The 23,752-nt window shown below is 57.5% G+C and carries 29 protein-coding genes and 1 pseudogene; 13 read left to right on the top strand and 17 right to left on the bottom strand.

Annotated features, from left to right (window positions below; all coding sequences use genetic code 11):
- Positions 1-95 precede the first annotated feature (95 nt).
- On the bottom strand, positions 96-1,322 hold the full coding sequence (locus tag I6I94_RS09760) for a hypothetical protein (RefSeq protein ID WP_006887448.1): 1,227 nt from the start codon (positions 1,320-1,322) through the stop codon (positions 96-98).
- A gap of 261 nt (positions 1,323-1,583) precedes the next feature.
- Positions 1,584-2,744: a hypothetical protein gene (locus I6I94_RS09755; protein WP_128088006.1), complete on the bottom strand. Its 1,161-nt coding sequence runs from the start codon at positions 2,742-2,744 to the stop codon at positions 1,584-1,586.
- A gap of 254 nt (positions 2,745-2,998) precedes the next feature.
- Here I6I94_RS09755 and I6I94_RS09750 point away from each other — a divergent pair, with 254 nt between their 5' ends.
- Positions 2,999-3,826: a class I SAM-dependent methyltransferase gene (locus tag I6I94_RS09750; RefSeq protein WP_128088007.1), complete on the top strand. Its 828-nt coding sequence runs from the start codon at positions 2,999-3,001 to the stop codon at positions 3,824-3,826.
- Positions 3,823-4,455: a DJ-1/PfpI family protein gene (locus I6I94_RS09745; RefSeq protein ID WP_128088008.1), complete on the top strand. Its 633-nt coding sequence runs from the start codon at positions 3,823-3,825 to the stop codon at positions 4,453-4,455. Before I6I94_RS09750 ends, I6I94_RS09745 begins: the two co-directional genes overlap by 4 nt.
- Here I6I94_RS09745 and I6I94_RS09740 read toward each other — a convergent pair.
- Positions 4,452-5,054, bottom strand: a complete 603-nt coding sequence (locus I6I94_RS09740) for a TetR/AcrR family transcriptional regulator (protein WP_128088009.1) — start codon at positions 5,052-5,054, stop codon at positions 4,452-4,454. The two genes, I6I94_RS09745 and I6I94_RS09740, sit on opposite strands and share 4 nt — an antisense overlap.
- 96 nt (positions 5,055-5,150) lie before the next feature.
- Between I6I94_RS09740 and I6I94_RS09735 the strand changes: the two genes are divergently transcribed.
- Both I6I94_RS09735 and I6I94_RS09730 read left to right on the top strand, forming a co-directional pair.
- Positions 5,151-5,516, top strand: a complete 366-nt coding sequence (locus I6I94_RS09735) for a nuclear transport factor 2 family protein (protein ID WP_006887446.1) — start codon at positions 5,151-5,153, stop codon at positions 5,514-5,516.
- A 315-nt stretch (positions 5,517-5,831) separates the two neighbouring features.
- The gene (locus I6I94_RS09730; protein WP_006887442.1) at positions 5,832-6,791 is read left to right on the top strand and encodes an NAD(P)-dependent alcohol dehydrogenase; all 960 of its coding nucleotides are present in this window, start codon (positions 5,832-5,834) and stop codon (positions 6,789-6,791) included.
- Between the two features lie 155 nt (positions 6,792-6,946).
- Here I6I94_RS09730 and I6I94_RS09725 read toward each other — a convergent pair whose 3' ends face one another.
- The gene (locus I6I94_RS09725) at positions 6,947-8,407 is read right to left on the bottom strand and encodes a homing endonuclease associated repeat-containing protein (RefSeq protein WP_006887450.1); all 1,461 of its coding nucleotides are present in this window, start codon (positions 8,405-8,407) and stop codon (positions 6,947-6,949) included.
- A 140-nt stretch (positions 8,408-8,547) separates the two neighbouring features.
- Here I6I94_RS09725 and I6I94_RS09720 point away from each other — a divergent pair, with 140 nt between their 5' ends.
- The 6 genes from I6I94_RS09720 (at position 8,548) to I6I94_RS09695 (ending at position 11,561) form a co-directional block, all read left to right on the top strand.
- Entirely contained in the window at positions 8,548-8,736 is a 189-nt protein-coding gene (locus I6I94_RS09720) for a hypothetical protein (protein ID WP_006887479.1), read from the top strand.
- A 64-nt stretch (positions 8,737-8,800) separates the two neighbouring features.
- A complete protein-coding gene (locus I6I94_RS09715) occupies positions 8,801-9,094 on the top strand; it encodes a type II toxin-antitoxin system TacA family antitoxin (RefSeq protein WP_006887487.1) in 294 nt (97 codons plus the stop codon).
- Complete coding sequence (locus I6I94_RS09710; RefSeq protein ID WP_006887455.1) at positions 9,094-9,591, top strand: GNAT family N-acetyltransferase; 498 nt, start codon at positions 9,094-9,096, stop codon at positions 9,589-9,591. Before I6I94_RS09715 ends, I6I94_RS09710 begins: the two co-directional genes overlap by 1 nt.
- A gap of 210 nt (positions 9,592-9,801) precedes the next feature.
- Positions 9,802-10,341, top strand: a complete 540-nt coding sequence (locus I6I94_RS09705) for a PadR family transcriptional regulator (RefSeq protein ID WP_039954902.1) — start codon at positions 9,802-9,804, stop codon at positions 10,339-10,341.
- Positions 10,342-10,343: 2 nt separating this feature from the next.
- Positions 10,344-11,120, top strand: coding sequence for an alpha/beta fold hydrolase (locus I6I94_RS09700; RefSeq protein WP_006887464.1), 777 nt, complete (start codon positions 10,344-10,346; stop codon positions 11,118-11,120).
- Between the two features lie 195 nt (positions 11,121-11,315).
- Entirely contained in the window at positions 11,316-11,561 is a 246-nt protein-coding gene (locus tag I6I94_RS09695) for a GlsB/YeaQ/YmgE family stress response membrane protein (protein WP_006887449.1), read from the top strand.
- Between the two features lie 135 nt (positions 11,562-11,696).
- Here I6I94_RS09695 and I6I94_RS09690 read toward each other — a convergent pair whose 3' ends face one another.
- The 6 genes from I6I94_RS09690 to I6I94_RS09665 all read right to left on the bottom strand — a co-directional run bounded on the left by I6I94_RS09690 (position 11,697) and on the right by I6I94_RS09665 (position 15,028).
- A complete protein-coding gene (locus tag I6I94_RS09690; protein WP_006887462.1) occupies positions 11,697-12,065 on the bottom strand; it encodes a type II toxin-antitoxin system VapC family toxin in 369 nt (122 codons plus the stop codon).
- Positions 12,062-12,259 (bottom strand): type II toxin-antitoxin system VapB family antitoxin, encoded by a 198-nt coding sequence (locus tag I6I94_RS09685; RefSeq protein ID WP_006887478.1) that lies wholly within the window; start codon positions 12,257-12,259, stop codon positions 12,062-12,064. Before I6I94_RS09685 ends, I6I94_RS09690 begins: the two co-directional genes overlap by 4 nt.
- A 66-nt stretch (positions 12,260-12,325) precedes the next feature.
- Complete coding sequence (locus I6I94_RS09680; protein ID WP_006887454.1) at positions 12,326-13,060, bottom strand: class I SAM-dependent methyltransferase; 735 nt, start codon at positions 13,058-13,060, stop codon at positions 12,326-12,328.
- Positions 13,057-13,518 carry a DUF2867 domain-containing protein gene (locus tag I6I94_RS09675; RefSeq protein WP_051121994.1) on the bottom strand — a complete coding sequence of 154 codons (462 nt, stop codon included), beginning with the start codon at positions 13,516-13,518 and terminating at the stop codon, positions 13,057-13,059. The genes I6I94_RS09680 and I6I94_RS09675 overlap by 4 nt, the downstream gene beginning before the upstream one ends.
- Before the next feature lie 109 nt (positions 13,519-13,627).
- On the bottom strand, positions 13,628-13,855 hold the full coding sequence (locus I6I94_RS09670) for a YdeI/OmpD-associated family protein (RefSeq protein WP_128088010.1): 228 nt from the start codon (positions 13,853-13,855) through the stop codon (positions 13,628-13,630).
- 303 nt (positions 13,856-14,158) lie between these two features.
- Entirely contained in the window at positions 14,159-15,028 is an 870-nt protein-coding gene (locus I6I94_RS09665; RefSeq protein WP_236588856.1) for a protein RtoA (Ratio-A), read from the bottom strand.
- Between the two features lie 314 nt (positions 15,029-15,342).
- Between I6I94_RS09665 and I6I94_RS09660 the strand changes: the two genes are divergently transcribed.
- Positions 15,343-15,555 (top strand): TOBE domain-containing protein, encoded by a 213-nt coding sequence (locus I6I94_RS09660; RefSeq protein ID WP_037234731.1) that lies wholly within the window; start codon positions 15,343-15,345, stop codon positions 15,553-15,555.
- A 113-nt stretch (positions 15,556-15,668) separates the two neighbouring features.
- Here I6I94_RS09660 and I6I94_RS09655 read toward each other — a convergent pair whose 3' ends face one another.
- On the bottom strand, positions 15,669-16,076 hold the full coding sequence (locus tag I6I94_RS09655) for a type 1 glutamine amidotransferase family protein (RefSeq protein WP_197702306.1): 408 nt from the start codon (positions 16,074-16,076) through the stop codon (positions 15,669-15,671).
- Positions 16,077-16,116: 40 nt separating this feature from the next.
- Here I6I94_RS09655 and I6I94_RS09650 point away from each other — a divergent pair, with 40 nt between their 5' ends.
- Positions 16,117-16,857, top strand: coding sequence for a hypothetical protein (locus I6I94_RS09650; protein ID WP_172425694.1), 741 nt, complete (start codon positions 16,117-16,119; stop codon positions 16,855-16,857).
- Positions 16,858-16,874: 17 nt separating this feature from the next.
- The gene (locus I6I94_RS09645; RefSeq protein WP_172425695.1) at positions 16,875-17,027 is read left to right on the top strand and encodes a hypothetical protein; all 153 of its coding nucleotides are present in this window, start codon (positions 16,875-16,877) and stop codon (positions 17,025-17,027) included.
- Positions 17,028-17,109: 82 nt separating this feature from the next.
- Here the strand turns inward: I6I94_RS09645 and I6I94_RS09640 are convergent, their stop codons facing one another.
- From I6I94_RS09640 to I6I94_RS09610, 6 genes and pseudogenes are all read right to left on the bottom strand, one after another.
- Complete coding sequence (locus tag I6I94_RS09640; RefSeq protein ID WP_128088012.1) at positions 17,110-17,325, bottom strand: helix-turn-helix domain-containing protein; 216 nt, start codon at positions 17,323-17,325, stop codon at positions 17,110-17,112.
- On the bottom strand, positions 17,322-18,383 hold the full coding sequence (locus I6I94_RS09635; RefSeq protein ID WP_128088013.1) for a restriction endonuclease subunit S: 1,062 nt from the start codon (positions 18,381-18,383) through the stop codon (positions 17,322-17,324). Before I6I94_RS09635 ends, I6I94_RS09640 begins: the two co-directional genes overlap by 4 nt.
- Positions 18,380-20,374, bottom strand: a complete 1,995-nt coding sequence (locus I6I94_RS09630; RefSeq protein WP_128088014.1) for an HsdM family class I SAM-dependent methyltransferase — start codon at positions 20,372-20,374, stop codon at positions 18,380-18,382. The genes I6I94_RS09635 and I6I94_RS09630 overlap by 4 nt, the downstream gene beginning before the upstream one ends.
- Before the next feature lie 153 nt (positions 20,375-20,527).
- Positions 20,528-20,989: pseudogene (locus I6I94_RS11480) on the bottom strand (antirestriction protein ArdA).
- Between the two features lie 85 nt (positions 20,990-21,074).
- On the bottom strand, positions 21,075-21,536 hold the full coding sequence (locus I6I94_RS09615; RefSeq protein ID WP_128088015.1) for a hypothetical protein: 462 nt from the start codon (positions 21,534-21,536) through the stop codon (positions 21,075-21,077).
- A 685-nt stretch (positions 21,537-22,221) separates the two neighbouring features.
- Positions 22,222-23,691: a recombinase family protein gene (locus I6I94_RS09610; RefSeq protein WP_128088016.1), complete on the bottom strand. Its 1,470-nt coding sequence runs from the start codon at positions 23,689-23,691 to the stop codon at positions 22,222-22,224.
- Positions 23,692-23,752: the final 61 nt, after the last annotated feature.

Here is a 23,752-nt window from a genome sequence, read left to right as displayed (position 1 = left end):
TATTCTCTTCGGGGCGCCGCGTGCACTATAACACTTACGTGCTGGGTATTATGCACCTTTAATATAAGGGCGTTTTACCCTTGGCTGGTGCCACATTATTCTTTGGTGGGCACCAGGGTCTTGAGGGTAATGTCGCTTGAGACTCGGCCGTCCGCGTCTTCAAGGTATGCGCGCACCACATACTTCTTACCCGCCTGCAGCTTATTACCGGGAATAGTCAGTTCACTCTCAAAGTCACCGTTCGGCTTCGGGGTAACCGTCGTATTCACGATCTCATCATCCCTGATGATGTCATTCTCAATGTCGTATTCGGCGAAAATCAGCCGAACCTTGGACCCGTTCTGAGCCGCTACTGCAGGGTCAAACCCGCCGCCAGCAACCTTCAGGTGGTTCTCGGCGGCGCTGCGGCTAAGGGGTGCACCGTCCACAATGCCAACAGCCTCAGATTCCGTATCTCCGCGAAAGTCCTCAACTTCAGCGCGTGACCAGTCATTGGCGCCAGTTTCAACAACCACCTGGTAACGCTTACCGCTTTCGATCTTCGAGCCGGGCACCTGCACCTTAGTGGTGAAGTTACCGCCATTCAGGTCTGCTGAGGCGTCCTTCGTCACCAACGTCTCAGTGACCTTACCGTTCTCATCCAGGGCTTCAACCCGGATAATGAGGCGGGTGGCACCTTCCTGGCGGGTTCCGCGCACCGTAAGGGTGTTGGTGTTCAGGTGGCGGTAAAAAGTGTTATTCCACGCGAAGTCTGGGGTCACTGTTACCGAAGGGTGAACGTTCTTCTCATCAACCTGCTGCACGGGAAGGTCCTGCCGGGCCTCCACAGTGTGATAGCCATGACCAGAGTAAATAACAGCAAACACGGCGTAACGCTTCTGGGGGTCGAAGTTGCCTTTCACTTTCGCGGTGCCGCTGAAATGCCCATCTTCAGTCACGGTAAGCTTCGCATCATCTTGAGCTAAGTTCTTGCCCGTGCGGTCGCCGTCAGCATCAAGCTCATAGACTTCTGCCTGCAGGCTCTCGAAGGATTGGTTCGGATCAATCCCTTCACCGGTGATTGTTAGGGTATTCTCCCCGGTGATGGGGTTCAGCGGGCCGCCCTCAACAGAGGTAATTTTTGTCTGCTGAACATTATCAGGGTTGTTATTGGCGTTGTCATTATTGTTATTGTTGCCCGGAAGAGAGCTTGAACCGCCCTGGACAGTATTTGAGGTTGCCGGAGGTGCAGCGTTCACGGGCGAAAGAGTAGCCGCCGTGCCGCCAATCAATGCGAGAGTGCAGGCTCCTGCGAGCACGGAACGGGTGGGGAAAGAACGCATGGTCTACTCCATTCGTCGGTTAGTGATTACATTTCTAAGATAGCCGTACTCTTAGGTAAAGGTCTAGGTTTTTTACAATTATTTCCATAATGTTTAAGGCGGCCGGGTAGCTGCATCGCCATTAGGGGCGACTGCGTCACCTCCGCACACCATAGGACGCAGTTTCCGGGTGTTGATTAAACCGTGCCGCCGCCACGGCCACCCGAAAACTGCGTCCTCAAAAACCTGCCCGACTGGGTCCAATACGCGTGTAAAGAGGCGCTAGGGGTTCACCGTAATATACTCCGTGACTTCGGACTGCTCCTGGCCGTCAATACTCGCCTCAATCACATACTTTTTCCCGGCCTGAAGCTTATCCGCAGGAACCGCAAAGTCAGTCTCGAAGCTGCCATTGGGCGGGTTGACGGTAACCTGCTTTTCAGCCAGCGCATCCCCGGCAGGCTTCTGCGCATCAATGTTGTACTCGCGCAGCCGCAGATGCATGGCGGTGCCCTGCTGTACGTTTTTAAACCCGCCACCGGCCACCTTCACCTGATTATGCTGGCTGCTGCGGCTTACCGTTCCGTCGGTAATCACGGCAAAGGAACCGCCGTGACCATAGAGTTCTTTAATGGCTCCCTGTTCCTTGGTGCCGCCATCCATTGCCACCGCGAGCGTGTAGTAGGTTTTGTCCTTAATTTTCTCCCCGGGCACGTGCAGCTTGTAGGTGAATGTGCCGTCCTTCAGTTCGCTGGCGACAACGGTACCGGTGGCTACCTCATCCCCTGGGCCGCCGTCCTCATGCTTTTCCCGAAGGGAAATGGCGACGCTCGCATCCGAGTTAGGCGGATAGTAGTATTTGCCGCGGATGGTGACCTCGTTATCCTGCCGGTGTGTGTAGAGGGTTTCGGGTGAGGTCTCGAAGCGTGGACGTAGCTTGGTCGGGTCGGTGGGTTTTATATTCACGGGGGCCGTGGCGTGCACCCCCATATGTCCCCCACGGCCCGTATGGTCGACAATGAACACGGCGTAGTGTTTCTGCGGGTCTACGCGGGAGCCGCGTACGGTGAGCGTGGTATCAAATTGTCCCCGCTGCCCCAAGGTCAGCTGATCGGATGCTTCAGCAATGTTCTCGCCTACCGGTTGGCCCTGTGCATCGATTTCCCACATTTCGGCGTAATACCCGTCGGTGAGGGTCTTATCCAGCCCGGTGCCTTGCACCTTAATCGTATTTTTCTCTGCGAGGGGGTCGAGTGTGCCCTCGGTTTTCTGGATGCTCGGTTTCTGCTCTGATGTGGAAGGGGTGGATTGCTGACTGGATGGGGTGCTGCCAGCCTGTTGAGGTTCAGCAAATGCCTGCGACAGTGGCACGGCTGTGGCACCCACTAGGGCAAGGGCGCTGGCTCCGGCAAGGGCACCTCGGGTACGAAAGTAACGCATCATTGCTCCAATCTTCGGTGACTTTCGGATGCCTTTTAAACCTAGCACCAACTTTTAAGTTCAAATACAGTTTTTAATGAACCTTTGAGGAAGGTTTAAGGTTGTCTCTAATGCTGCCCCAGTACCGCACAGCAGTGATTAGCGCGCCCCCACGGGTGAAATACGTCTATACACATCCCCTTCTCGGGCGGCTACTATAAAACATGAGGCTCCCACCAGCTGCGGCAATATATGCTCCTTCAGAAAGTGACACTGCCATGCACCCCGAACTGACCGATATCCCCGAAACGATGCTGTGGACCCTGCACAACCGTGCCCGCGAAGCCGCCCGAGCCGACGGGTGCATTACCGACCCCAAATGCCTAGAAATCTACCGGGCCATTGACTACGATTACCAGGCTCATTTCGGCAAAGCGGACGGCTCGCACGGGGTGCGTTCCATGCTATTCGATAGGCAGATTAGCCGCTTCATGAAGGAGCACCCGGATGCGGTGATCGTGAACCTGGGTGAGGGCTTGGAAACCCAACGGTACCGCATCGACTCTCCCGGTACCCTGTGGGTGAGCGTGGATTTACCCGCAGGCATTGACATTAGGGAACGGTTCATAGCCCCCGATGAGCGGCACCTGCACGTGGCGAGAAACGCGCTAGATACCACCTGGTTCGATGCTGTCCCCGACGGGCGCCCGGTCTTCATCGCGGCGCAAGGGCTTTTCATGTACTTCACCACGGTAGAAGTCGCTGCCCTCATGCGCTCTATGGCCCGCAGGTTCCCCGGCGCAACCGTCATGTTCGACTACATTGGGCGTTTCCTCTCAAAACGTACCCTGAGCGAGAAGGGGTGGATGAAAACAGACACGTACCGCACCCCACCCATGCCCTGGGGCGTGTACCGTAACGAGCTGCAGCCGCTACTGTCGGCTTGGCTGGGACAGCAGGTGTCTGTACATAACGTTACATTTGAACTCCCCCGTGGGCCGGGGAAATGGTCCGTACTGTTCATTGAAAAGTATTTGCCGCAGCTGGCGAATAAGCTGCCGGGAGTGTGCTGGCTGCAGCTGCCTGAAGCAGATCCAGCATCATGAGTGGGGGTGAAAAACCCGCCGTGCATATTTACTGTCTGCTGTTTGACGGGTACGAAACACTTGATCTTATGGGACCGGTCGAGTTCCTGCACGGTGTACCCGGTGCGCGGCTGCACTATGTCTCGCATTTGGGCGGGGCGGTGCGCAGCACCCAGGGTTTCTCGGTGGCAACAGAGCCGCTGGGTGAGCTGAAACCAGGCAGTGTTCTGCTCATTCCCGGTGGTGCGGGCACCCGAACCCTGGTGCATGATACTGATTTTGTGGAGGCACTCACCCGGTGGGTTCAGCAGAGCGAATACTGTTTGAGTGTGTGCACCGGTTCAGCGCTTCTGGCCGCCACCGGCCTGCTAAATGGGCTAGAGGCCACCACGAATAAACGCGCTTTTGACTGGGTGAGAGGCACAAACCCGCCCGTGCTGTGGCAGGGCACGGCGCGGTGGACGCATTCGGGGAAGTTCTATACTTCCTCGGGTGTCTCAGCAGGTATGGATATGACGTTGGGGTTTATCGCTGATATTGCAGGCATTGACGAGGCACAGGTGCAAGCCCACCGGTGCGAATACCTGTGGAACCAAGACCCCAGCCACGACCCATTCTCTGCTTCTTCTGCACCCTCACCTCAGTCTTAGCCGATGCCGCTCAGCAGGGTGTGCAGAATCAGGGTGGCCAGGCGGTCAAGCTCAGCTTCGTTTGCTCTAGTGTCCGCTACCCCCTGCGGGCTGGCTGCGGGTTCAAGGTCTTTAACGGCCTCATCAACCATGGCGCGGTACATGCGTTGTGCCCAGTCAAGGTTTACGTCGGGCGCGATCAGGCCATCGTGCTGTGCGCGTTGAAACAGCACTTCAAGGCGAGCCAGCACAGTACGCCGCTTGGTGATGACGGCGGGGTCGTCCTCACTGAGAATCCCCAGTGCGTACCCCCAGTTAGATTTGGTGCGCATCACGTTCACCGTGAGCCGGTGCAGGGCCACCGGCGGCGGCGCGGTCTCCGGGCTGGCGGCCTCAAAAGCATCATAAAAGTGTTCAATCGCGCTCGCCTGCAGCGCGGCAATAAGTACCTGCCGGCTGGCGAACCGGCGGTGCACCGTGGTGCGGGTTACCCCGGCAGCGGCAGCGATTTGCTCCAATGAGGCGGTGGGGTCGTGCCGCAGCACCCGTTCGGCCGCCTGCAAAATTGCGGCAGCTGTGCGCTGCGCATCCGACCGCAACGGCTTAACTGTGTCTATCATGCACACATCCCTTCAATATCTGTTACAGCTATGTTACAGTTAATCGGGCGAGGTGCGCACCCGCACCGGAAGTACCCTACTCGCGAGGAGGCACATATGAGCACCGAGAAGACCATCCGCGACTACTTCGCCGCCATCCACCGGGGCGGTTGGCAAGATTTCCTGGCCGAAGACATGACCTACGGTTTCAACAGCGCCCTCCAAGACCTCGGTAAGGAAGACTACCTCAATGGGGCCGGTAATTTTCTGGCGATGACCATTGACGTGGACGTGAAGCACCTGGTGATAGACGGCGATCAGGCGGCGGTCATCTCCGACTACTTCGTAAAAACCCCGGCAGGAGCCACCGCAATATTCGAGGTTCCCGAGTTTTTGACCATACACAACGGCAAGCTGACGGGCATCTCCATCTTCTTCGATAGTGCGGCGTTTACGGCACTCATGAAAGGCGAAAAAGTATAGGGTTTCTCCCCATCCCATACCCGAAAGTCACCTTTTCGGCGGACCTCACCGCGTGAAGGTGACTTTTTTGGTACTAAGACGGCAGGTAGGGGCGGTGGCTACCGGCCGATAGGCCTTATCACAGACAACAGGGGAATTACGGCGGTGCCGCGCGGGCCACACCAAATACACCGGGCGGGCATGCAGACCCCGGTTTTTCGGGCACAGCACACCGGTAAATTCTGTTGTGAGCGGGTCCCGCGTCATTCAACTCTGGCGGGGCGCACATCCTTTAGAATGGAGCCATCACCAAAATAGAGAATAAATGGAGCAACCATGACCCTGCCAACCACCATGCGCGCTGTACAATACACCGAATACGGTGCGTCTAACGTGCTCACCATCAACCAGGTTCCCGTGCCCACCCCCGGCCCGGGCGAAGTGCTGGTGCGTGTTCAGGCGTTCAGCGTGAACCGCGTCGACGCGCTCGTACGTTCCGGGCAGATGCGCCTTTTTACCGGCAAGCGATTCCCCAAAGGCACCGGTGTGGATGTGCTCGGTGAAGTGGTGGGCATGGGCCACGGCGTCATGGATTTCAAAATTGGGGACACCGTGTGGGGGTTCTCAGGGTCAATTGCGCCTGCCCCCACCGGCACCGCCGCCGAATACGTGAGGCTTAAGGCCGGACGCATCTGCCACGCACCGCGTATCCCCAACGTTATTGATGCCGCAGCCCTGCCGCTGGTGAGCCTGGCGGCCCTGCAAGTACTGCGGAAAAACCTGAAGCTTCAGCGCGGGCAGCGCCTGCTGGTGGTGGGCGCTACCGGCGGTGTGGGGCACGCGGCCCTGCAGATCGGGCAGATTTTGGGGGTTGAGGTAAGCACCGTATCCGCCTCAGACAATATGGCCCTATGCCGCGACCTGGGGGCTGTTGAGGTGTACGACCACGAAGACCTGCCCGATGCCGCGAACGTGACCCCGTTCGATGCGATTATTGACTGCGGCGGCGTGGTCACCGGATACTACCGCAACTACCTCAAACCGCACGGGCGCATGATGACGCTCTCCCCCGACGGGCTTCCCGCAGTGCTGACGTCCCTTTTCACGAACCGCCGTGTGGGGTTCCTGCTGGCAACCAAGGCAACCGCTGAGGCAATGAAGTGGATTACCGCCGCCGTTGAACGCGGCAACCTTCGCCCCGTCATTGAGAAACGGTACACGCTGGAGGAGCTGGCCGAAGCGCAAGACTACGTGGATACCAAACACACGCGCGGCAAACTGCTGGTCGTAATGTAAGACCCACCCAGCCACCGCGCGCAGGCCCCGCCAAACCCCATGAAACTAGGGTTCTGGCGGGGCCTTTATGGTGCCCACCTGCGCCCAAGTGTTAAACACGTACACGTCAGTTACAGCACAAGACACCACAGCACGGGTTCTTGCCCGATGCGGCTCTAGCTGGCGGGTGTCTCCGTCTGTGTACCAGCTGATGACCTTCGGGCCTGCTGGAGGGCGTTGCGCCACCCGCCAAACCAGCTGTGAAGCGCGGTTCCTTTCGGGTACTCCTCCCCCGCCTGCTGCGCCCACGCAATGTAGCGGTCATATGTTGGGGTACCCGCCTCATGTTCCAGATACTCCCGGATACCTGCGAGCGCACGCTCATTACGGGCCTGCACCTCGTCCGGGCTCAGATTACGCGGGGCACGGGTACCGCACGTACCGCCCGCGCGCTGCACAAGCTCCGCCCACTTGAGGCCGCTCTTCTTGGTGAGCGTAACCCCCAAAGGCAGCCCCTGCCCATGCGCCCACTCATCGTAGCGGGCGTTCACAACCCGGCTGCCATGATGCGCTATGTACTGTTTAAGGGCATCAACGGCCACCTGCACGGACTCCTGCTCATTGTCTTTGCTGCGGGCGTATTCCTGCTCCCAGTTACGTTCCCGCCGGATGTTCTCAACCCCGGCAGCAATAACCTCAGGCGGTAAGCTCTCATAGTTGCCGCGCATGATTGTTTTGGCGATTTCTACCTGCGTATTCCAGTTTTTATTGAGGTATTTACGCACCAGCACCGCTGAAGGCATACCGGGGACACTGCGCGCATACTCCTCAAATTCAAGGTAGGTGTATTTCTGCCGGGGAGTGGACACGAACTGAACCAGCGCCGCCCACAGGTCAGCTTCACCGTACTTGCCGCGGCGCCTGCGGGGCCTGCTCCGCTCATCGCCCAACCCCGCCGCAGCTAAGGCATGTGACCATTTGCCGAAACGGATAATGGGTGTTTGACGGGTGGGGCCGCCGCGAGCCACCGACCAGTCGTTAAACGACATGGACCGGTGGTCTGTGCACTCATCCCACCACTGCCGCAGCAAATCGATAAGCTGCTGATCCTGCCATTCTTTCTGTTCATCTCCCTGCGCCCGTGGCTCTACTGGGTAGTGCAGCGCTGCACGGCCTTTGAGGATACGTTTAACCTGTTGACGGGTGACCCCAAATTCTTCTTCGCACTCTTGCCCGGCCCTATCCGGGTTATGCACCGACCACTCGTACACCATGTGCCGCAGGTCTTCCTGCTCCTGCTCTTTCACGGTGCGGCGCGCAACTTTAAGCTGCGGAACGGAAATATGCGTGTGTGCGGCGTTAATAATCTGCCGCACGCGCTCCCTGGTCACACCGATATCTGTGGCAATAGCGTCAAGAGTCTCACCCGCACTGTAACGGTACACGCATTCCCAGTTGCGGTTTGGCTCGGCTTGGGCATCATATACGGCGGTGACTGAGGATAAATATAGGGCGGCGTTTTTGGGCTGTTTCAGCTGTTCTTCGGTGAGGCGCAGGTTTTTCTCAATATGGTCTGCATCGGCTTCTGCGGTGAAAATGATGCGTTCGTTAGGGGCGGTTTCACGGGGGTCAGGCATCTTATATCCCAATCAGCATTGAACGGTATTGTTCTCACATCATACGACGCGCGGCAGGTCAGCGCATCCGGGGCGGGCGGCGAAAGATCAAGTGGCTATTTTTACGACAACAGACGTAGGCTATACCCATGAGAATTGGTATGCGTAAACCCAGTGTGAAACGAATGATTAAGGCCCGCACCACCGGCCGGGCAAAACGCGCCGTGAAGAAAGCCGTGATTCCTGGTTATGGCAAGCGCGGTATGGGGTTTGTGAAGAACCCAAAGCGCTCCGTGAAAGGGGCCATCTACCGCCGCACGACTTTCAGCGTGTGGGATTTGTTCAGGTAGCAAAACCTACCCCCTGTGTACTGTATGTACAATGTAAGTACAACTATGCAGGGAGGGGAACACTATGAGTACAACAGTTAAAAGTCAGCGTATTAACCTACGGGCTAGTGAACGCCAAGAGGCTCTGATTAGGCAGGCTGCCGAGGTTACGGATTCGTCTGTATCTGATTTCATTCTTAGTAGTGCCACCGAGCGTGCAGAGCATGTGCTTGCTGATCGCCGGTGGTTTGTAGCTACTGAGGAACAATACGACTTATTTGTTCAGGCGCTCGAAGCTCCCACACGAACTGAAAAACTTGAAAGGCTCTTTGCCCGAGAGTCTCCCGTTGGTAAAGAAATTGTTTTTAAAGAGGACTAATGTCGCTGCAGAAACCCAGGCGTCTTCTAAAAAGCGATAACCTGTCTGATTTTGAGAGTGGCGCTCACGATTTAGATTCCTGGCTTCACAAGTTCGCCTGGGAGAACCAGCGGGCTCACAACTCAGTCACGTATGTGGCAACTATTGGCGACCGGGTTGTTGGTTACTATGCTCTTGCCGCTGGCAGCGTCCAAAAAGCTGCGGTCAGCAAGAATTTTGCCCAACGCCGCCCGCACGAAATCCCGTGTATTTTGTTGGCACGACTAGCAGTTGATAAAAGGACACGAGGTCAAGGCATCGGCACCCTGCTGTTGAGAGATGCTTTGGAGCGTACAGTGTCCGCCAGCGAGACCCTTGGAGTGGCTGCATTACTGATCCACTGCCGTGATGAAGAAGCAAAAAAGTTCTATGAGTACCACGCAGATGTACTTGAGTCACCGCTGGACCCTTTTCAGCTGATCCTGCCCATGAAGAGCATCCGCAAACTATTGGGATAGTCATACAGGTTTTGCCTAACTGGCGTGTTTATCTACCGCCGCACGACTTTCAGTGTGTGGGATTTGTTCAGGTAAATTACCTGCTTAGAACATACAAGTTGCCGCGCGGCTTCCCTCCCCTATCCCTCACCCAGCCTGTTTCTGTTCGCGCAGAACGCGCCCCAAAATTTATACTTGTATAGTCCTATATGGGTATGAGACCATATGGCTATGGAGCTTAAACATGCGATTCTTGGACTACTGTCAATCCAGCCGATGAGCGGCTACGACCTCAACCGTGCGTTTAACAACACTGTGGCGCATTTCTGGTATGCCGACCAGTCGCAAATCTACCGCACGCTCGATAAGCTCACCGCCAACAAGGCGATCACAACGAAAGTAATACACCAAGAGGGAAAACCCAACCGCAAGGTTCACTCACTCACCGCAATCGGGCGGGCTGAGCTGGAAGACTGGCTCACCTCACCCCTTGAGCAAGAGCGGTATAAAGAGCCTTTTATGGCGCGGCTATTTTTCGCCGCAAACCTTACCCACACCGAAGTGGTACAGCTACTGGCTGAGCGTGAAAAACAGATTGAACGTAAGCTGCAGTCCCTCAAAACTATTGACGCCCCGGCGGAAGACCTAGCATCCGCCCTGCGCGCCGCCACCCTTCGCAAAGGAATTGTTGAGACAGAGGCGGAGCTTGCCTGGATTCAGCAAACCCGCGAAAGTATCACCAGGTTCAGCCCACCTAGTAAGGAGAAATGACCATGACTGCCAAGACGCGAAACAGCAAAGATTACCCTGTGGAGCACGGCCCCCGGCAGGGTGAGACGATTATATTCCTGCATGGCGGGAACATGGCGGGCTGGACGTGGGACCTTCAGGTTGAGGCCATGCCCGATCGCCACCTGCTCACCCCCGACCTGCCCGGGTACGGCAGGAATACACACGAAGTATGGCCCGGTATTGCCGAGGCCGCTGACAGGATGGCTGCACTCATTCGTTCCCACAGTATCGGCGGGCGAGCGCACATTGTGGGCCTCTCACTCGGCGGATTCGTGGCGATTGAGCTGATTCGCCGCCACCCCACCCTAGCGTACACATGCACGATCAGCGGATCGCCGCTCTTGGGGTACACCCGATGGGAGCGGATGGTTATTGGTGCCCAGGTTCCGCTCTGGCACCGGCGTTGGTACTGGATTGCGCAGTCCCGCCCGTTTAACATTCCGGCGGAAGATCGGGAACTTTTTGTGCAAACCGCCAGCAGCCCGCAACCGCTCACGAACACTTTGCTGTTCCGGGAACTTGGGGTTCGGGCGCTGCCTGCCGAGCCGTTCTCATTCACCGGGCCGGTGCTTGCGGTTGCCGCCGAGCACGATACACCCTCAGTACGCCGATCCTTCGACCCGCTGCGCAAGTGCCTGCCGCAGCTGCGCACCTGGGTTGCGCCGGGAATGCCTCACGCGTGGAGTGCCGAAAACCCGGAACTATTCGCACGTATGGTTACCACCCACGCCGATACGGGGCGGTGGCCTCAAGACTAAAGCATAAGCGTGAGCATGGCGTGTTTTAGTCTCTGCCTCCCACGCTGCGCGCGAAAATCTTCGCCTCCCACACAGTGCCCCACTAGGGCAAGATGCCATACCCTCAGTGCCCGTATACTCGATAGCAATATTTATTAACACCGGGTTTGCGGCACATCTTCCGGCTCGCGCCGCCTGGCCCCGTGAGGAGGTACCGTGGGTACCATTATCGGATCGATTATTACCGGCGCTATTATTGGTGCATTAGCGCGGGTGTTTATGCCCGGCAGGCAGAATATTTCTATTATCTGGACCATTATTTTGGGGGCCGTTGGGGCTTTTGTAGGCACGTGGGTGGCCGGGTTCTTCGGTGTCGCCCATACTGCGGGTATTGACTGGATCCGTTGGGCCGCTGCAATGCTCGCCATCTCGGTCTATTTAGGCGTGACCGGCAGGAAGTAATCCCACCTTAACCAGCGGGCAGGCCTGAGCATATACTGCGTGGGCCCGCCTGCTGTTGTATTACAAGACCGAATAACGCAGGTAAAGGCGTATCGCCTACCCCTAGAGGGCGCGTAATACACCTTAAGCTGCGTTTTAGCCGTTCTCGAACCGACACCCCAGGTCTTGTGCCACATCGCGCAAACGTTTGTCACGAGTCCACAGAGTAGTTCCTGGAACTACCACAACCGAGGCTAAAAGGTACACATCAACAGCAGATAAACCGCGTCCCCACAGCTTACGTTTTTCGATAAACCACCGCACTTCGTGATCATCGACTGCAGGAAGCCGTTTCAGCTCGCTCAGAGCAGATAGAAACTCATCTCGTTTTTTAAGGGAACCAAGGGCTAATTCTGTGAGCACTAAATCATGACAGCAGATTTCATCACGTATTAGAAGCTCCGACAGTTCGGGTTCTGCATGATGCAGATGATCTATCCACACATTAGTGTCAACGAGGATCATGACTGCACATTTCGATGCCGCGGAGCCGCTTGGGCCTGGGGATCGGAGCCACCTAAAGCGGCAAGCAAACGCCCGTTTTCGATACGTACCAGAGTTTCCATAGCTTCGCGCACTAACACTGAGCGCTCTTCGATACCGGTGAGTTTGACGGCTTTAGCAACGATTTCTTCGTCAAGGGTAACGGTTGTACGCATAATAACCTCCGCATCAATATTAGCATATAAGTGATGCGGATAATGATGCTGCTTTATTTTGCATATCTACCTCGTTGGCACCACAGCCTCAAAAACCATAATCGGTTGAGTGCCATCAAAAGGGGTGCGGCACCAGTCACCCCATACGGCGTGTATTTCAAATCCTGCATTCTGCAGCTGGTAGCCTAATGTCTTTTTATCTCGAAAAGTTAGGATACTTTCTTGGACCACAGTCTCTCCAAAGTCCATGAAGTGATAGTTAGTGCGGTACAGAACCTGCCCATTATTATCAGGTGCAACCGCTTCTGACCATTCAGATATCAGTCCGTGCCGTGTGGAGCGAGTCGTAGTAGACGTAGTCCAATTTTCCCAGGCTCGACATGCTGGATTACGGCTCTCGAACGCGAGCATTCCACCTGAGTGCATTATACGATGTAGGTCATTCAAGGTCTTTTCCCACTGTGGGCTAGGGATGTGTTGCGCCACATTACCACTCATCACTACCAAATCGAAGCCATGGTCGGGAACATTTCGGCTATCCCCCAGAATCCACCGGATTTTGGAAGCGCCAGGGCGACTGCGTGCGTACTCTAACATTGATGCTGACGGGTCTACACCGATAACAGCACGCCCCGATTGAGCTAAAGTTACGGTAAGTATGCCGGTACCGCATCCTAGGTCAAGGATTCTTTGGGCATTAAACCGATGAGCTAGAGAACGGTAATAATCATGGTCCGCCCCATCGGGGTTGTCTTCATCATAGAAATCAACTATACGAGGGTCATAATCTTTTGCACTCATGGTTTTATATCGACTTGGCGCAGCATGTAAGGTACTAGAGCCTTGTGAAAAGGCCAGATACATGTCAAGTACACCTTCCCCACAGCCGATTGAGGCTGGGCGTGTGTTTCAATCCCGCCACGCGCAGACGTGCTGCCCTCCTCAGCAGCGGTAACCACGAATTTTGAGGAGAACTCTATATGTTTATCCTTATGGCCACCAATGACATGCTCATCAGTGACCTCAGTAAAAGTAAAGGGGCCCGCTGATGAACCAACCACGACCTCCAATTGCTTGGATTTCGATGAGGGCTGTACTGTAAACCCTATTTTCTGTACAACACGGTTACGCACCTGCATTATCGTACGAACCCACGGAGGGGTTGCAGATAAAAAACGGTAGGTAAATTCCTGTGCATCCCAACTAGTGGGTATCTGCACATAGTGACCATCAGAAAAATTCATATTGTTAAATCGCATGTTCAAGACTTCCAGTGTGCTCAGCTGGCCCGAATAACGCAGGTAAAGGCGTATCACCTACCCCTAGAGGGCGCGCAATACGCCTTAAGCTGCGTTTTCAGGATGCGGACTATTTGCGTGAGGCCTTATGCTCCTTACCCATGTAGATACCGCCTTGCGCCAGTTCGGTGAGCATCTGTTCGAGGCGTTCAATGCGCGTACCCGAAGTTTTGGCGCGGTCAATCCAACCAATATAGTTATTGCGCTGGTACGCCGGGCGGGCCTTATAGTCGGCGCATAGACCAGAGCTTTTAAGGGCCGCCGCAATATCGTTCGGCATATGGTGACGTTCGCGCATAAAGCCTCCTGAGGTGGGTGTTGTACCTGTATCCACGCTACCTGTAGTACGGTGGCGGGTTCAAGATCTCAGGGCAAACGCGAACTGTTACGCTCCCTGCCCTGGTGGGCTGCGATGCTGCTGGTCTGCAAGCCAACACCTATAACGGCCGGGGAGTCAGTGCGCTCAGCCGGGCGTGCTCCACGCCGCCTGACCGCTTCTAGAGGCTACCGTGAGCGGGCAAAGAGGGGCGCGCACCTTCACGGTGGAGGGTGCGCGCCCGTTTCAAAGAATCACCTTGCGGAAATAGTGTTTCTCAAGCGGTTACATGCCCGGCTTGGTCGGCTTAACCGGGGTTACTGCCGGCACTGCCTTCGGGTCGGGGAGGCTCCCGGGGGACACTGGGACGGCGTTAATAGGTATCTCAGGGGAAAGCTTGCCGTCGTAGGTGACCCGGTAGGTTCCGTCAGCCTCTACCCGGGCTACCGTGTGTCCGTCAGTATAGTTCTTAGTCCAAGAACCATCCGCCGCGACCACACTGGTGCCGCCTTCCCCGGTGCTCTTCCAGCTGCCGTCACCGTCAACATGGTACGTTAAGCCGGTGGTATTCACGTAGTCCCAGGAGCCTTCACGGTGGATGATGTACTGCCCGGGGGTCAGATTATAGTGGCGTGCGCCGCTGTCAGCCTGACCATTAGCGCCAGCCTGTGCGTTGTTGGCACCGTTCTGCTGCGCGCCGCTTTGCTGCTGTGCGGCGGCACCGTTATCGGCGGCGTTAGCGCCAGCGCCCTGGTCTGCCTGGGCACCGCCGCCGTTGCCGTTCGCTGCTGCACCAGCGTTGGGGTTGTTAGGGTTGTTGGGGTTGTTGGGGTTAGCGGCGGCATTATCCCCCTGTGAGCCAGCGGCTGGGGCCTGTTCCGTTGCAGCACCACCGCCAGCGGTGGAATTCACAGTGCCGCCACCATTGGCGCCTGCACCGGAGCCACCGGAGGTACCGCCGCCGCTGGTACCGCCGTCATTCACGGTGCCAGAGCCACCGGAGGCGGTAGCCGAAGAATGTGTTGATGCGGAAGAAGAGGCGGACGATGAGGGCGCGTTCGACGTGCCACCGGAGTTGTTCGAGCCGCAAGCGCTCAAGGCCACCATTCCAGCAACAGCTAGGGACACGCATGCGGAAACCTTCGTGGTAGTCATGGGTCGCATCCTTTCTGCTGAATAATTATCGGTTGGTTTTTTAACCATCTCACATGACGAGGATACTTTTCAGGATTTATAAGGTTCTGACCAGTAGTTTCACAAAAATACACAAAATTTAACTGAAAGTTTATACAGAAAAGTAATAAAAGATTGAGATGGCTGCTTCAGATGCCCCTCAGCACACTGCAACTACGGTGGCCCCAAGAGCTGCAGCATGTTCGCATTCCTAATAATTGGGTACCCTCATGCGCATACAAAAGATACGGTGTGTAGTATGTAGGAGACGTTTTTTATTAGGAAAGGAACCGAGCATGAAGCTTTCTGCCCGTAACCAGCTCGCTGGCACCATTGTTGAGATTACCGAAGGCGCAACCAACGGCATTGTGAAGATTGAGATCGCTCCTGGTCTGATTGTTTCTTCCTCGATTACCAACGCCGCTATTGAGGAGCTTGGGCTGCAGGTTGGCAAGCCCGCTACCGCCATTATCAAGGCATCCAACGTCATGGTTGGTGTTGAGGACTAATCCTCTCCCCTGTGTGCCCGGGTGCTCCCGCGCCGGGCAACAACGAAAGAAGCAAAGCTCGATCCCGGTACGGTTCGCGATAACCGCACCGGGATCGAGCACGTTAAAACTAGTTACAGAGGCTCCGAGCCTTTAGCCTTCAGAGAGTCGAGCCGATCGAGTTCATCACACACAGAAGAAGCAACAAGATTACCTGATGAGGAGTTGTTATGCCCTGTAACTAGTCCATTAGTCGCTGCCGCTGAGCCCCTGTAAGGCCTCCTCCAGCGAATATAGTCTGCCCCGCGTTCTTTGGCTAGCTCTTCAGCATTGTAGGGTACCTTCTGAGACACTAAAGCGAGTTTCTCTTCCCTCCAGGAGGGGCCGGTCAGTATTTTGCCGTTCACCAGATAGCTTCCATCACTCAGGCGTACATTGAGGATGCCGCAGTACCCGTGCCCCACGGATGCGACGATCGCGCCCCGCTCATATACGCTGGCGATGATGTTGTGCAGCTCGAAGTTGTGCGTGAAGTCAAACATAGCACCGCGCCCACCAGTCAGGCATATCGCATTGTAAGTAATGGAGCGCGAGTCCTCCGAGCGCTCGCTGGAGAACCTCGCCAAGGCTGAGTATGTGGCCTCCATGCAGGCCCTGGACACCGCCGAGGAGACCCTCGCCAGGGTCGCGGCGCTTGAACCTGAGGCACGCGCCGAGGCTGAGCGTCTCCTTGCTGCCGCACGCGAGAAGTCGCGAGGGTTGGTGATCGACGCGGAGCTGGAAGGTGAGGAGATCATCACCCGCGCCGAGCTCGATGCCGAGGACCTCATGGTGGCCGCACATTCACGTGCTGAGAACGTCGCCGCGTCTGCGCGCGAACAGGGCAAGCAAGAAGGCCGTGAGGAGGGCACGAATGAGGTCGCCAACGAGCTCGACCGCGCCAGCGCCTTGGCGACTGAGGCCGAGCAGCATCTCGCAGCAGTCAAGACCTCCAAGCCGCTCTCAGGCGAGCAGGCTCGGGCGCTCTATGCCGAGGGCGTTCGTGTGGTCGCCGAGAGCGTCTCGAAGAGAGTCGAGGACGCTGCCATTAGGCGGGTCATCGACTCGGTTCAGAGCGCGCACGTGAACTTCGCCGAGCCCGACAAGTTCGCAGACTTCGCGAAGGCGGTGACGGCTGGCAGGGAGCAGCGGCGAGAGCGCACTCTCGACCGACAGCAGCGTAGTCAGCGCGTGATCGAGCAGCGGCTCAACGAGGCCAGCACGACCACCAAGAGTACGACTCATGACCGCGATAGCAGCAACGACTCATTTGAGAGGGGGTGAGAGCAATGTTGTTTCGATTGGCGAATGGAAAGACCATCGAGGTTCATCACGGACCGATTGATCCGAAGCTCGCAGCGGCGAAGAAACGTGAACGTGAAGCTAAGAGCACGAATGATCGCAAGGTGACGAGCACGCAACCAACACAGCGTGATGATGCTCAGAAGGCGTAGGAGAGAACGAGAACCCCCGAGACGACCGGTGAGGTCACCTCGCCTCGGGGGTTCTCGTGCGTTGTAGGGGCTCCTGAGGGCGTCAGGGTTGGTCTGAGATGTGCAGACGCTTTCCGAGCGCCTTGGCGACCTTTTCCAACGTCCCGGTGGAGATGTTCACGCCAGTCTCGACACGGGCGATGGTCGGTCGAGAAACATGGGCTCGGTTGGCAAGCTCTGCCTGGCTCCAGCCGAGAGCACGCCGGGCATCGCGCACATCCTGGCCGACTCCGCGAGCAGGGTTCGGTTCGCGGCTCATGACGCGCTCCCAACGACGGGTGCAATGGCACGCTCAGCACGCACACGCAGGGCGCGTCCATAGGACGCCATCCCCTTCCAGTCGACAACATCTTCACCTGAGATGTCAGTGACGACGGGAACCATGATTCGGGTCTTCTGAAGACGAACCATCGACACCCCGTAACCCCAGGAGAACTTGTTCATGGCGTCTCGCATCGTGGTAACGAGGAATAGACCACTGTTGGCATCGAGATTCCTGTGGCGGAAGATGAGGAAGTTCTGGGCCGTGTAGAAGGGTGCTGGCTGGTAGAAGGTCGACTGTGTCTTGAGGGTCACCGTGATGCAGTTCCCTGGCTCGGGTCTTGAATCTTGGTCGGCTACGACCGCAGAGACGGAGTTCCCGCCGAGAGTCTGACTGAGGTAGAGGTTCCGGCCTTGACCGCCGGCGAGGTGAACCTTGTCGTACCACGCCCTTGACGCCTTCATCGAGTCGAATACATCTGTAATGAACATCGGCTCGAACCTCAGTTCCGGGAGCGTGTCGTCGTCAGCGAGGCGAGTCTCGCGAGCGCTGTGTGTGTGTGTGACAACCTGGTCCAGCAGCTCTGCGCCGAGACGGTCCATGCCGTCCCAGTTGGCTTCGATAGTGCCGTCGCTCCCCACAGTCGTCGGAACCATAACGGTTTGACGATTCAAACGTTGCAAGTTCAGCTTCGACCCATAGGAGTACTTGTTTACACATTCTCGTTGAATGATCGCGCAACAGACAAGAAGTGCGGCTTCGGAGACATTCTTAGCGATTGGCTCAAGGGCAATCACGTCATCAGAAGCGAAGAAGGGTGCTGGTTGCAGGCGAGTTTGTCCCACTGATCCGTTGTAGACAAGAGTGATCCATCCGCCAGGAAAGAGCGGGTCAACATCGGAAAACCCTGTGATGCTGTTGTAGGACTCAGAGCCTCCAACGAACGGAGTCTTGCCAGGTTGACGATGCGCTGCCACAAGTCGCTTCCCCTTGTGGGGACGAAACATGTCGACGATGAGCATCGGCTGAAAGTCGAGGGTTTCGAGGACGCTCATTCGCCGGCCTCCTCGTCGCTGGTGACGCTCATAGATGGCGTGATGAGGTCGCCGAGCCCGTGGGCGTGCATATCCACCTGCCAGGACACGTAGTCAGCGACCGTTTTCATGAAGTCCTCGTAGGTCGGTGGCACGTCGTTGAAGTAGAAGTAGCTGTGCTGCCACTCGTCCTCGGCGGTTACTTCGGATCGGACGATGAAGCTCGTGTCGTCCTGTGCGTCACCGCGCAGAACCTCCAGGAGGTGCTTGCGGCGCGAGGCGACCGTGCCGTCGTCCACGAGGCCACGGTGCGGGGCGACGATCCAGCCGTCCTTCTCAAAGTTCACGAAGCGAACGACGTGGTCATCACGGTGTTTGCGGCCAGCCGTGAAGATCGCGATGACCGTGTGGGGCGTGTGCCCCGAGTTCGCGAAGGTCATCGGGTTCATGGTGATTACCGTGTCGAGCGTGTGGTGCTCAAGGATAAAGCGCTTGCGGGCCTTGTCTTCCTTGGTCTTGCCGACCACCGCGGACTGGGGCACGATCACGGCGAGCTTGCCGCCAGGGTTGAGGAACTCCAGCGCACGCTCGATGAAGGCGAGCTCGGAGAGGTTGCGGGTGTTCTTGCCTTTGGCCTGCGAGTATGGCGGGTTGAGGAGCACCTTGGTGAAGCCGTGTCCGAGGGCGATTGTGCCGTCGGACAGCTTCATGTCCCCGCGCATTTCTGCCATTGGAGCCTCGAAGATCGAGTCGCGACGGAAGTTCGCCTTGCCATCGCCTCGCAGGATCATGTTCGTTGTGCCGATTGCGAAGAGCTTGTCCTGGAGCTCGATGCCGTAGAGACGATTCTTTCGGATGTCTTCGCGAAGCGCGGCATTGTCTCCGGCGTCGTCGAACATCCGTTGCATGGCTGCGATAAGGAACGATGCAGTACCCGCCGTAGGGTCGAGAACGTAGTCGGTGGCGTTGACGTCGATAAGCTCAGCCATGAGCGTCGTGACATGCTCAGGAGTGAGCACAATGCCGAGGCCTGAGCCGTCGCCTCCGCCATAGGAGATGAACTCGTGGTAGAAGTTACCGAGCACGTCGAAGGCAGTCATCGAAGGGTCAGTGACGACGTGGTACACATCGTTCGCAAGGATGCGGGTCATCCACTTGAGGGGAGACTCGCCGAGGTCTCGGTGGGAGCGGTTGAGCTGCGGTGCCTGCTTGATGAAGGCGAATTGATCGAGTAGCGTGCCGATCTTTGCCTGCGGCATGAATGCCTCAGACTTCATGTACTGCTCGGCAGCGTCGTAGATGATGCGCCCATCCCACACCTGGTAGTTGTTACCGGGCGAAATGCTCTGGAGGCGGTCGAGGTCGAAATAGGGGTTCTGGAGCGCCAAGAGAATCGCCGAGACAAGCGGTGCTTTTCGGTCATTTTCGACCGATCCATAGTTGCGCATTCCTTCATGCAGGCGCTCTGCTGCGGCTCGAACATCGTCAAGTCGAACTTCGGCTCGAGGGCGTTGCCCGAGAACTTGGACTGCGTAGTACTCGCTGATTTCGCTTTCTGAGAAGACATCGAGGTTGTCGAGGTCGTCAAGGTGCTTGACGAAGCCAGGAGCGAGGTATGAGACGGCAATTTCGTGGTGAACCTCGCCTCCACCGAAACCGACAGCAAAGATGCCTTTATTGAAAGGAATTCCGTTGGCGAGCATCGTCTTCGCGTAGTGAATCGCGCCATTGAGGGCGTAATCCGCACGGTAAGGGAACTCGGTCGTCGGCTCCCCATCGACGAAGTAACGAGTGCGTTGTACCTCTCTCTTATCTTCGATCACGACGACGAAGCCGTCGGAGACGAAGACGAACTCCGGCTTACCCTCAGCGTTGGCCGACGCAGACTTGGACCCTCCCTTGAGAGCGTCTCGCTTCCATTGCGGACCACCATCCTGCTCCCAGGGACGCTTAAAACCAATTTCGCGTAGCATGTCACGGACGATCTGGTCCGTCGCCCTCTCGTTCGCCATGTTCATCCTCTCTCTGGCAGGCCGTTTCTACCTCAGATTGTATCAGATATATTGCATTGAGAACAGTCAGACACGGCAACAAAAGGCGGGTTTTGCCTGAAAAACGAACCCCCTAGAGGTCGGTGTGACCTCCAGGGGGGTTCAGATATGCGTTCAGTGGGCACGGAAGATGAAGACGCCGCCGTCAGGGGCGTTGGCGATGGTGTAGTCGTAGCGCTCATCGCGCCACCAGGCATCGAGGTCGAAGTAGCTGTGTAGGTGCTCGGGAACCTCATCCCAGATGCGCATCTCCTCGGCGAGGTGAGCAGCGTAGTCACTCTCCGAGTCCTAACAACCGCAGTAGCGATCCTCAAAGTCGGACGCACAGGGCAGGCCGTCCACATCAGCCACGTAGCAGCCAGTCTCCACCCATGCCAGCAGGGCACCCCACTGCGCCTCCCCCACCTCCTCGTAGAGCTCGCCCCACGGGGCAGCAGCAGACGGCGACATCTCGCCGGTACCCGACGGGAAGCCCATGAGGTCGAAACACCATAGTTCTTCGTGAGAGGTGGGGTGGCGATGCAGTTCCTCAGGGGTGAGGTCAGCAGCGTCTGCTGCGGCTGTCCACTCACCCACGAGATGACCGTTGTTATAGCAGGCGAGGCAGCCGACCCACACGAGCGGAGCAGTGGTGTTCAGCTGTGTTGTGCTAGTGCAGTGCTCACGCGAACGCCTCCTGTAGATGCAGGACGCTCAGCGGTGGCATCTCCGGGTAGAGCGGGGAAGAAACGCCCATCGCGAGAGCCCGCGAGACGAGCTGAAGGAGGTTGTTATCGTGGCCATCGGAGAACGCTGTTCTCAAGGCGAGAGCGGCCAGCTCATATCGGCCTGTGAGCCACTCAAGGTAGGCAGACGCAGCGATGGCGCGGCCGCTGTCGGTGGCCAGGTAGTGCTCGGCGAGTGCTCGGCGGACGCGATCAACACGATCAGCGTTCACGCGGCTCGCGTCGAGGCCCGCAAGGATGCCTGCGATCTCATTGCGGGTGGGTTCTTCGGTGATGTCCGAGATAGCCCATGCGAGAACACCGTCGCGAGCTTCGATGCATTTCAGCGGCTCGGTTGGCAGGTCGGATGAGACGCCGTTGAGGTATGAGAACCAGTCTTTGAGTTGATTTGTAGCCATTGTTGCTCCTAGGGCAGCGATCTGTTCTATTCGCGCACAGGAAGCACACCCAGCGTTGCACTCACCCGCTCGGATAGCCCTTGGGCCATCCCAGAGGAACACAGGCCAACCGGCGCGCTACGCGCGCACAGGGATGGGCCGACATGCAGGAGGAGCGGGACAACATACCTACCGGCGAGCACGTGAAGGTGGGAGATGAGATGAGGGGGCAGAAGCCCCATAGCGGGCCGATTTGTGTGATGTAGGACATGATTTCATGCCTCGACGTACAGCAAAAGTACACCAAGTACAGATGATGTACACCAAAAAATCGCGATGGTGTACTTCGTTTTGCTTAATATATCAAGGGAAACCCCCTCAAAGTACACCATGTACACCATTTTTTAGAAGGTACGGAAATCCGACACACAACCCTCACGTGCGCACGCGTATGCGAGACTCTGATTTTGCTGTACTTTCACACCGTTTTGCCTGGTAAACGAGGAGAAACCATGTACACCATTGGTGTACACGGTCGCTCACACACCCTCATGGCACTCACCTTGCGGGCTCGCTCTCCTGTGCGGATGAGCTCGCGCCCCGGAGGGGCGCTGTACAGTTGCTCCTCATCGCGTCCGCAGGGCGCGGTCTTGGATGTTTCGAGAACCCCACCCGGAGCACACACCGTCAGCACCCCGAAGCCAGGTCACTTCCACACGACCTCAACCGACTCAGGATCGAAGCCCTTCTTCCCCTGCTTCGCCCGCCTGAGCGTGACCGTCATGAGCGTGTCGATCATCGTCCGTTGCAATGCGATGGGAGCCCCAAGGAAAGCCGCTGCCGGGTCTGGTGTCCCGAGGATCGGCGCGAGCATGGTCCCGGTACCGGAGACCAATCGCTCCGCTTCAAGCCGGGTGATCTCAGCCCGAGCAGCAGCACGGATGCGGGCGAGGTCGGCACCCTCGATCACCTCGGCGTCGTAGTCTCGCTCAGCACGAGCAATGCGGGCTCGTTGCTGTGCGATCTGCTCCGAGAACACGTCCTTCACCTCGGGGTCCGCCTGCTTCTTGCGACGCTTGAGGTCCTTCTTCTGTAGGCGGGCGACGACGAGAGCCCGCACGAAGTCGTCAATCGCGTCTCGGGTGCGGTTGAGATGCCCGGCGTTGCAGCTGTAGTAGCGGGCGCGGGTCCGCACAGGCTCGCCACACACTTCACACCGGTAGAGCCCTGCCCCGAGGTGTTTGCGCATGGTGGAGCCGCTCCGGTTCGTCACGCGGGCAGGGTCGTCGAGAAGGTTCTGCACAGTCCACCATTCGTCGGCTTCGACGATGGCCTCCCACTGTCCGAGGACGAGCTCACCGTTCTCGTCCTTGACGAGGTTGTCTCGCAGGGCCTTGCGGCGCGATTCCCCGGCCTCCTGCCGACGCACGTCCTTGGAGGTGTAGACCGAGTAGCCCGCGTAGCGAGGGTTCCGAAGGATGCCGAGCACGGTCGAGGGTGACCACGGCTTATCGTCGGGCACCGGACGGGGGTTCTTCCCCTCGGCCTGCCGACGTGCGTTGCGTTCGAGAACGATCGTCCGACTGTGCAGGGATATGCGTGGAACCCCCGCCCCCTCACCGTCAGCCTGTGCGCCGCTCAGGGCACGTGCGATGCCGTGGAGCGAGTCCCCTCGAAGGAACGCAGCGTAAATGGCACGCACAGCCTCGGCCTCATGAGGGATGAGCTCGCCAGCGGTTGTGTAGCCCATTGGGCGGACGCCCTTGGGCGGTCGCCCCTGCCGGGCGCGTTGAACGTGCGCGCGCGACTGGCGAGCACCCTTGCGTTCAACCTCAGCACGGGCAACTGCCGCCTTGATCCTTGCGTACATTCTGCCGCCATCGGTGCCGAGGTCAGCGTCGCCATTGGCTGTCACGAGGAGGAGGCCACGGGACTCAGCCCGGTCGATCCAATCTTCCAGCTCCCGAGGCTGGCGTGTGAGCCGGTCGAGGCCGTAGCACACGATGGCGTCGAGGAGCCCCGCCTCGTAGTCCTGCACCATGCGGAGATAGGCAGGGTGCTTCTTCGTCTTGTCGCTTGCAGAGATGGACTGATCGACGTAAGTCTCGACAACCTCCCACCCACAGAACGCGGCTAACTTCTCATAGTCTTCACGCTGACACTCAATGGTGACCATCGTACCATCAGTCCGCAGGCCAACCGTATGCCGCCCACCTGCAGCGATTAAATGATGGATC

It is taken from the genome of Rothia aeria (assembly GCF_016726365.1).
GTDB lineage: Bacteria > Actinomycetota > Actinomycetes > Actinomycetales > Micrococcaceae > Rothia > Rothia aeria.
This window is presented reverse-complemented; position numbering and strand designations above follow the sequence as displayed.

Excerpts from the sequence above, each read along its gene's own strand:
- I6I94_RS09610 (WP_128088016.1), bottom strand. The coding sequence starts at position 23,691 with ATGGTCACCATTGAGTGTCAGCGTGAAGACTATGAGAAGTTAGCCGCG.
- I6I94_RS09720 (WP_006887479.1), top strand. The coding sequence starts at position 8,548 with ATGCGTAAACCCAGTGTGAAACGAATGATTAAGGCCCGCACCACCGGC.
- I6I94_RS09760 (WP_006887448.1), bottom strand. The coding sequence starts at position 1,322 with ATGCGTTCTTTCCCCACCCGTTCCGTGCTCGCAGGAGCCTGCACTCTC.
- I6I94_RS09655 (WP_197702306.1), bottom strand. The coding sequence starts at position 16,076 with ATGTTTGACTTCACGCACAACTTCGAGCTGCACAACATCATCGCCAGC.
- I6I94_RS09630 (WP_128088014.1), bottom strand. The coding sequence starts at position 20,374 with ATGGCGAACGAGAGGGCGACGGACCAGATCGTCCGTGACATGCTACGC.
- I6I94_RS09635 (WP_128088013.1), bottom strand. The coding sequence starts at position 18,383 with ATGAGCGTCCTCGAAACCCTCGACTTTCAGCCGATGCTCATCGTCGAC.
- I6I94_RS09745 (WP_128088008.1), top strand. The coding sequence starts at position 3,823 with ATGAGTGGGGGTGAAAAACCCGCCGTGCATATTTACTGTCTGCTGTTT.
- I6I94_RS09670 (WP_128088010.1), bottom strand. The coding sequence starts at position 13,855 with ATGCGCGAACGTCACCATATGCCGAACGATATTGCGGCGGCCCTTAAA.
- I6I94_RS09705 (WP_039954902.1), top strand. The coding sequence starts at position 9,802 with ATGGAGCTTAAACATGCGATTCTTGGACTACTGTCAATCCAGCCGATG.
- I6I94_RS09735 (WP_006887446.1), top strand. The coding sequence starts at position 5,151 with ATGAGCACCGAGAAGACCATCCGCGACTACTTCGCCGCCATCCACCGG.
- I6I94_RS09640 (WP_128088012.1), bottom strand. The coding sequence starts at position 17,325 with ATGAGCCGCGAACCGAACCCTGCTCGCGGAGTCGGCCAGGATGTGCGC.
- I6I94_RS09715 (WP_006887487.1), top strand. The coding sequence starts at position 8,801 with ATGAGTACAACAGTTAAAAGTCAGCGTATTAACCTACGGGCTAGTGAA.
- I6I94_RS09740 (WP_128088009.1), bottom strand. The coding sequence starts at position 5,054 with ATGATAGACACAGTTAAGCCGTTGCGGTCGGATGCGCAGCGCACAGCT.
- I6I94_RS09710 (WP_006887455.1), top strand. The coding sequence starts at position 9,094 with ATGTCGCTGCAGAAACCCAGGCGTCTTCTAAAAAGCGATAACCTGTCT.
- I6I94_RS09700 (WP_006887464.1), top strand. The coding sequence starts at position 10,344 with ATGACTGCCAAGACGCGAAACAGCAAAGATTACCCTGTGGAGCACGGC.
- I6I94_RS09650 (WP_172425694.1), top strand. The coding sequence starts at position 16,117 with ATGGAGCGCGAGTCCTCCGAGCGCTCGCTGGAGAACCTCGCCAAGGCT.
- I6I94_RS09675 (WP_051121994.1), bottom strand. The coding sequence starts at position 13,518 with ATGCGATTTAACAATATGAATTTTTCTGATGGTCACTATGTGCAGATA.
- I6I94_RS09750 (WP_128088007.1), top strand. The coding sequence starts at position 2,999 with ATGCACCCCGAACTGACCGATATCCCCGAAACGATGCTGTGGACCCTG.
- I6I94_RS09730 (WP_006887442.1), top strand. The coding sequence starts at position 5,832 with ATGACCCTGCCAACCACCATGCGCGCTGTACAATACACCGAATACGGT.
- I6I94_RS09755 (WP_128088006.1), bottom strand. The coding sequence starts at position 2,744 with ATGATGCGTTACTTTCGTACCCGAGGTGCCCTTGCCGGAGCCAGCGCC.
- I6I94_RS09615 (WP_128088015.1), bottom strand. The coding sequence starts at position 21,536 with ATGGCTACAAATCAACTCAAAGACTGGTTCTCATACCTCAACGGCGTC.
- I6I94_RS09685 (WP_006887478.1), bottom strand. The coding sequence starts at position 12,259 with ATGCGTACAACCGTTACCCTTGACGAAGAAATCGTTGCTAAAGCCGTC.
- I6I94_RS09680 (WP_006887454.1), bottom strand. The coding sequence starts at position 13,060 with ATGAGTGCAAAAGATTATGACCCTCGTATAGTTGATTTCTATGATGAA.
- I6I94_RS09690 (WP_006887462.1), bottom strand. The coding sequence starts at position 12,065 with ATGATCCTCGTTGACACTAATGTGTGGATAGATCATCTGCATCATGCA.
- I6I94_RS09660 (WP_037234731.1), top strand. The coding sequence starts at position 15,343 with ATGAAGCTTTCTGCCCGTAACCAGCTCGCTGGCACCATTGTTGAGATT.
- I6I94_RS09725 (WP_006887450.1), bottom strand. The coding sequence starts at position 8,407 with ATGCCTGACCCCCGTGAAACCGCCCCTAACGAACGCATCATTTTCACC.
- I6I94_RS09665 (WP_236588856.1), bottom strand. The coding sequence starts at position 15,028 with ATGACTACCACGAAGGTTTCCGCATGCGTGTCCCTAGCTGTTGCTGGA.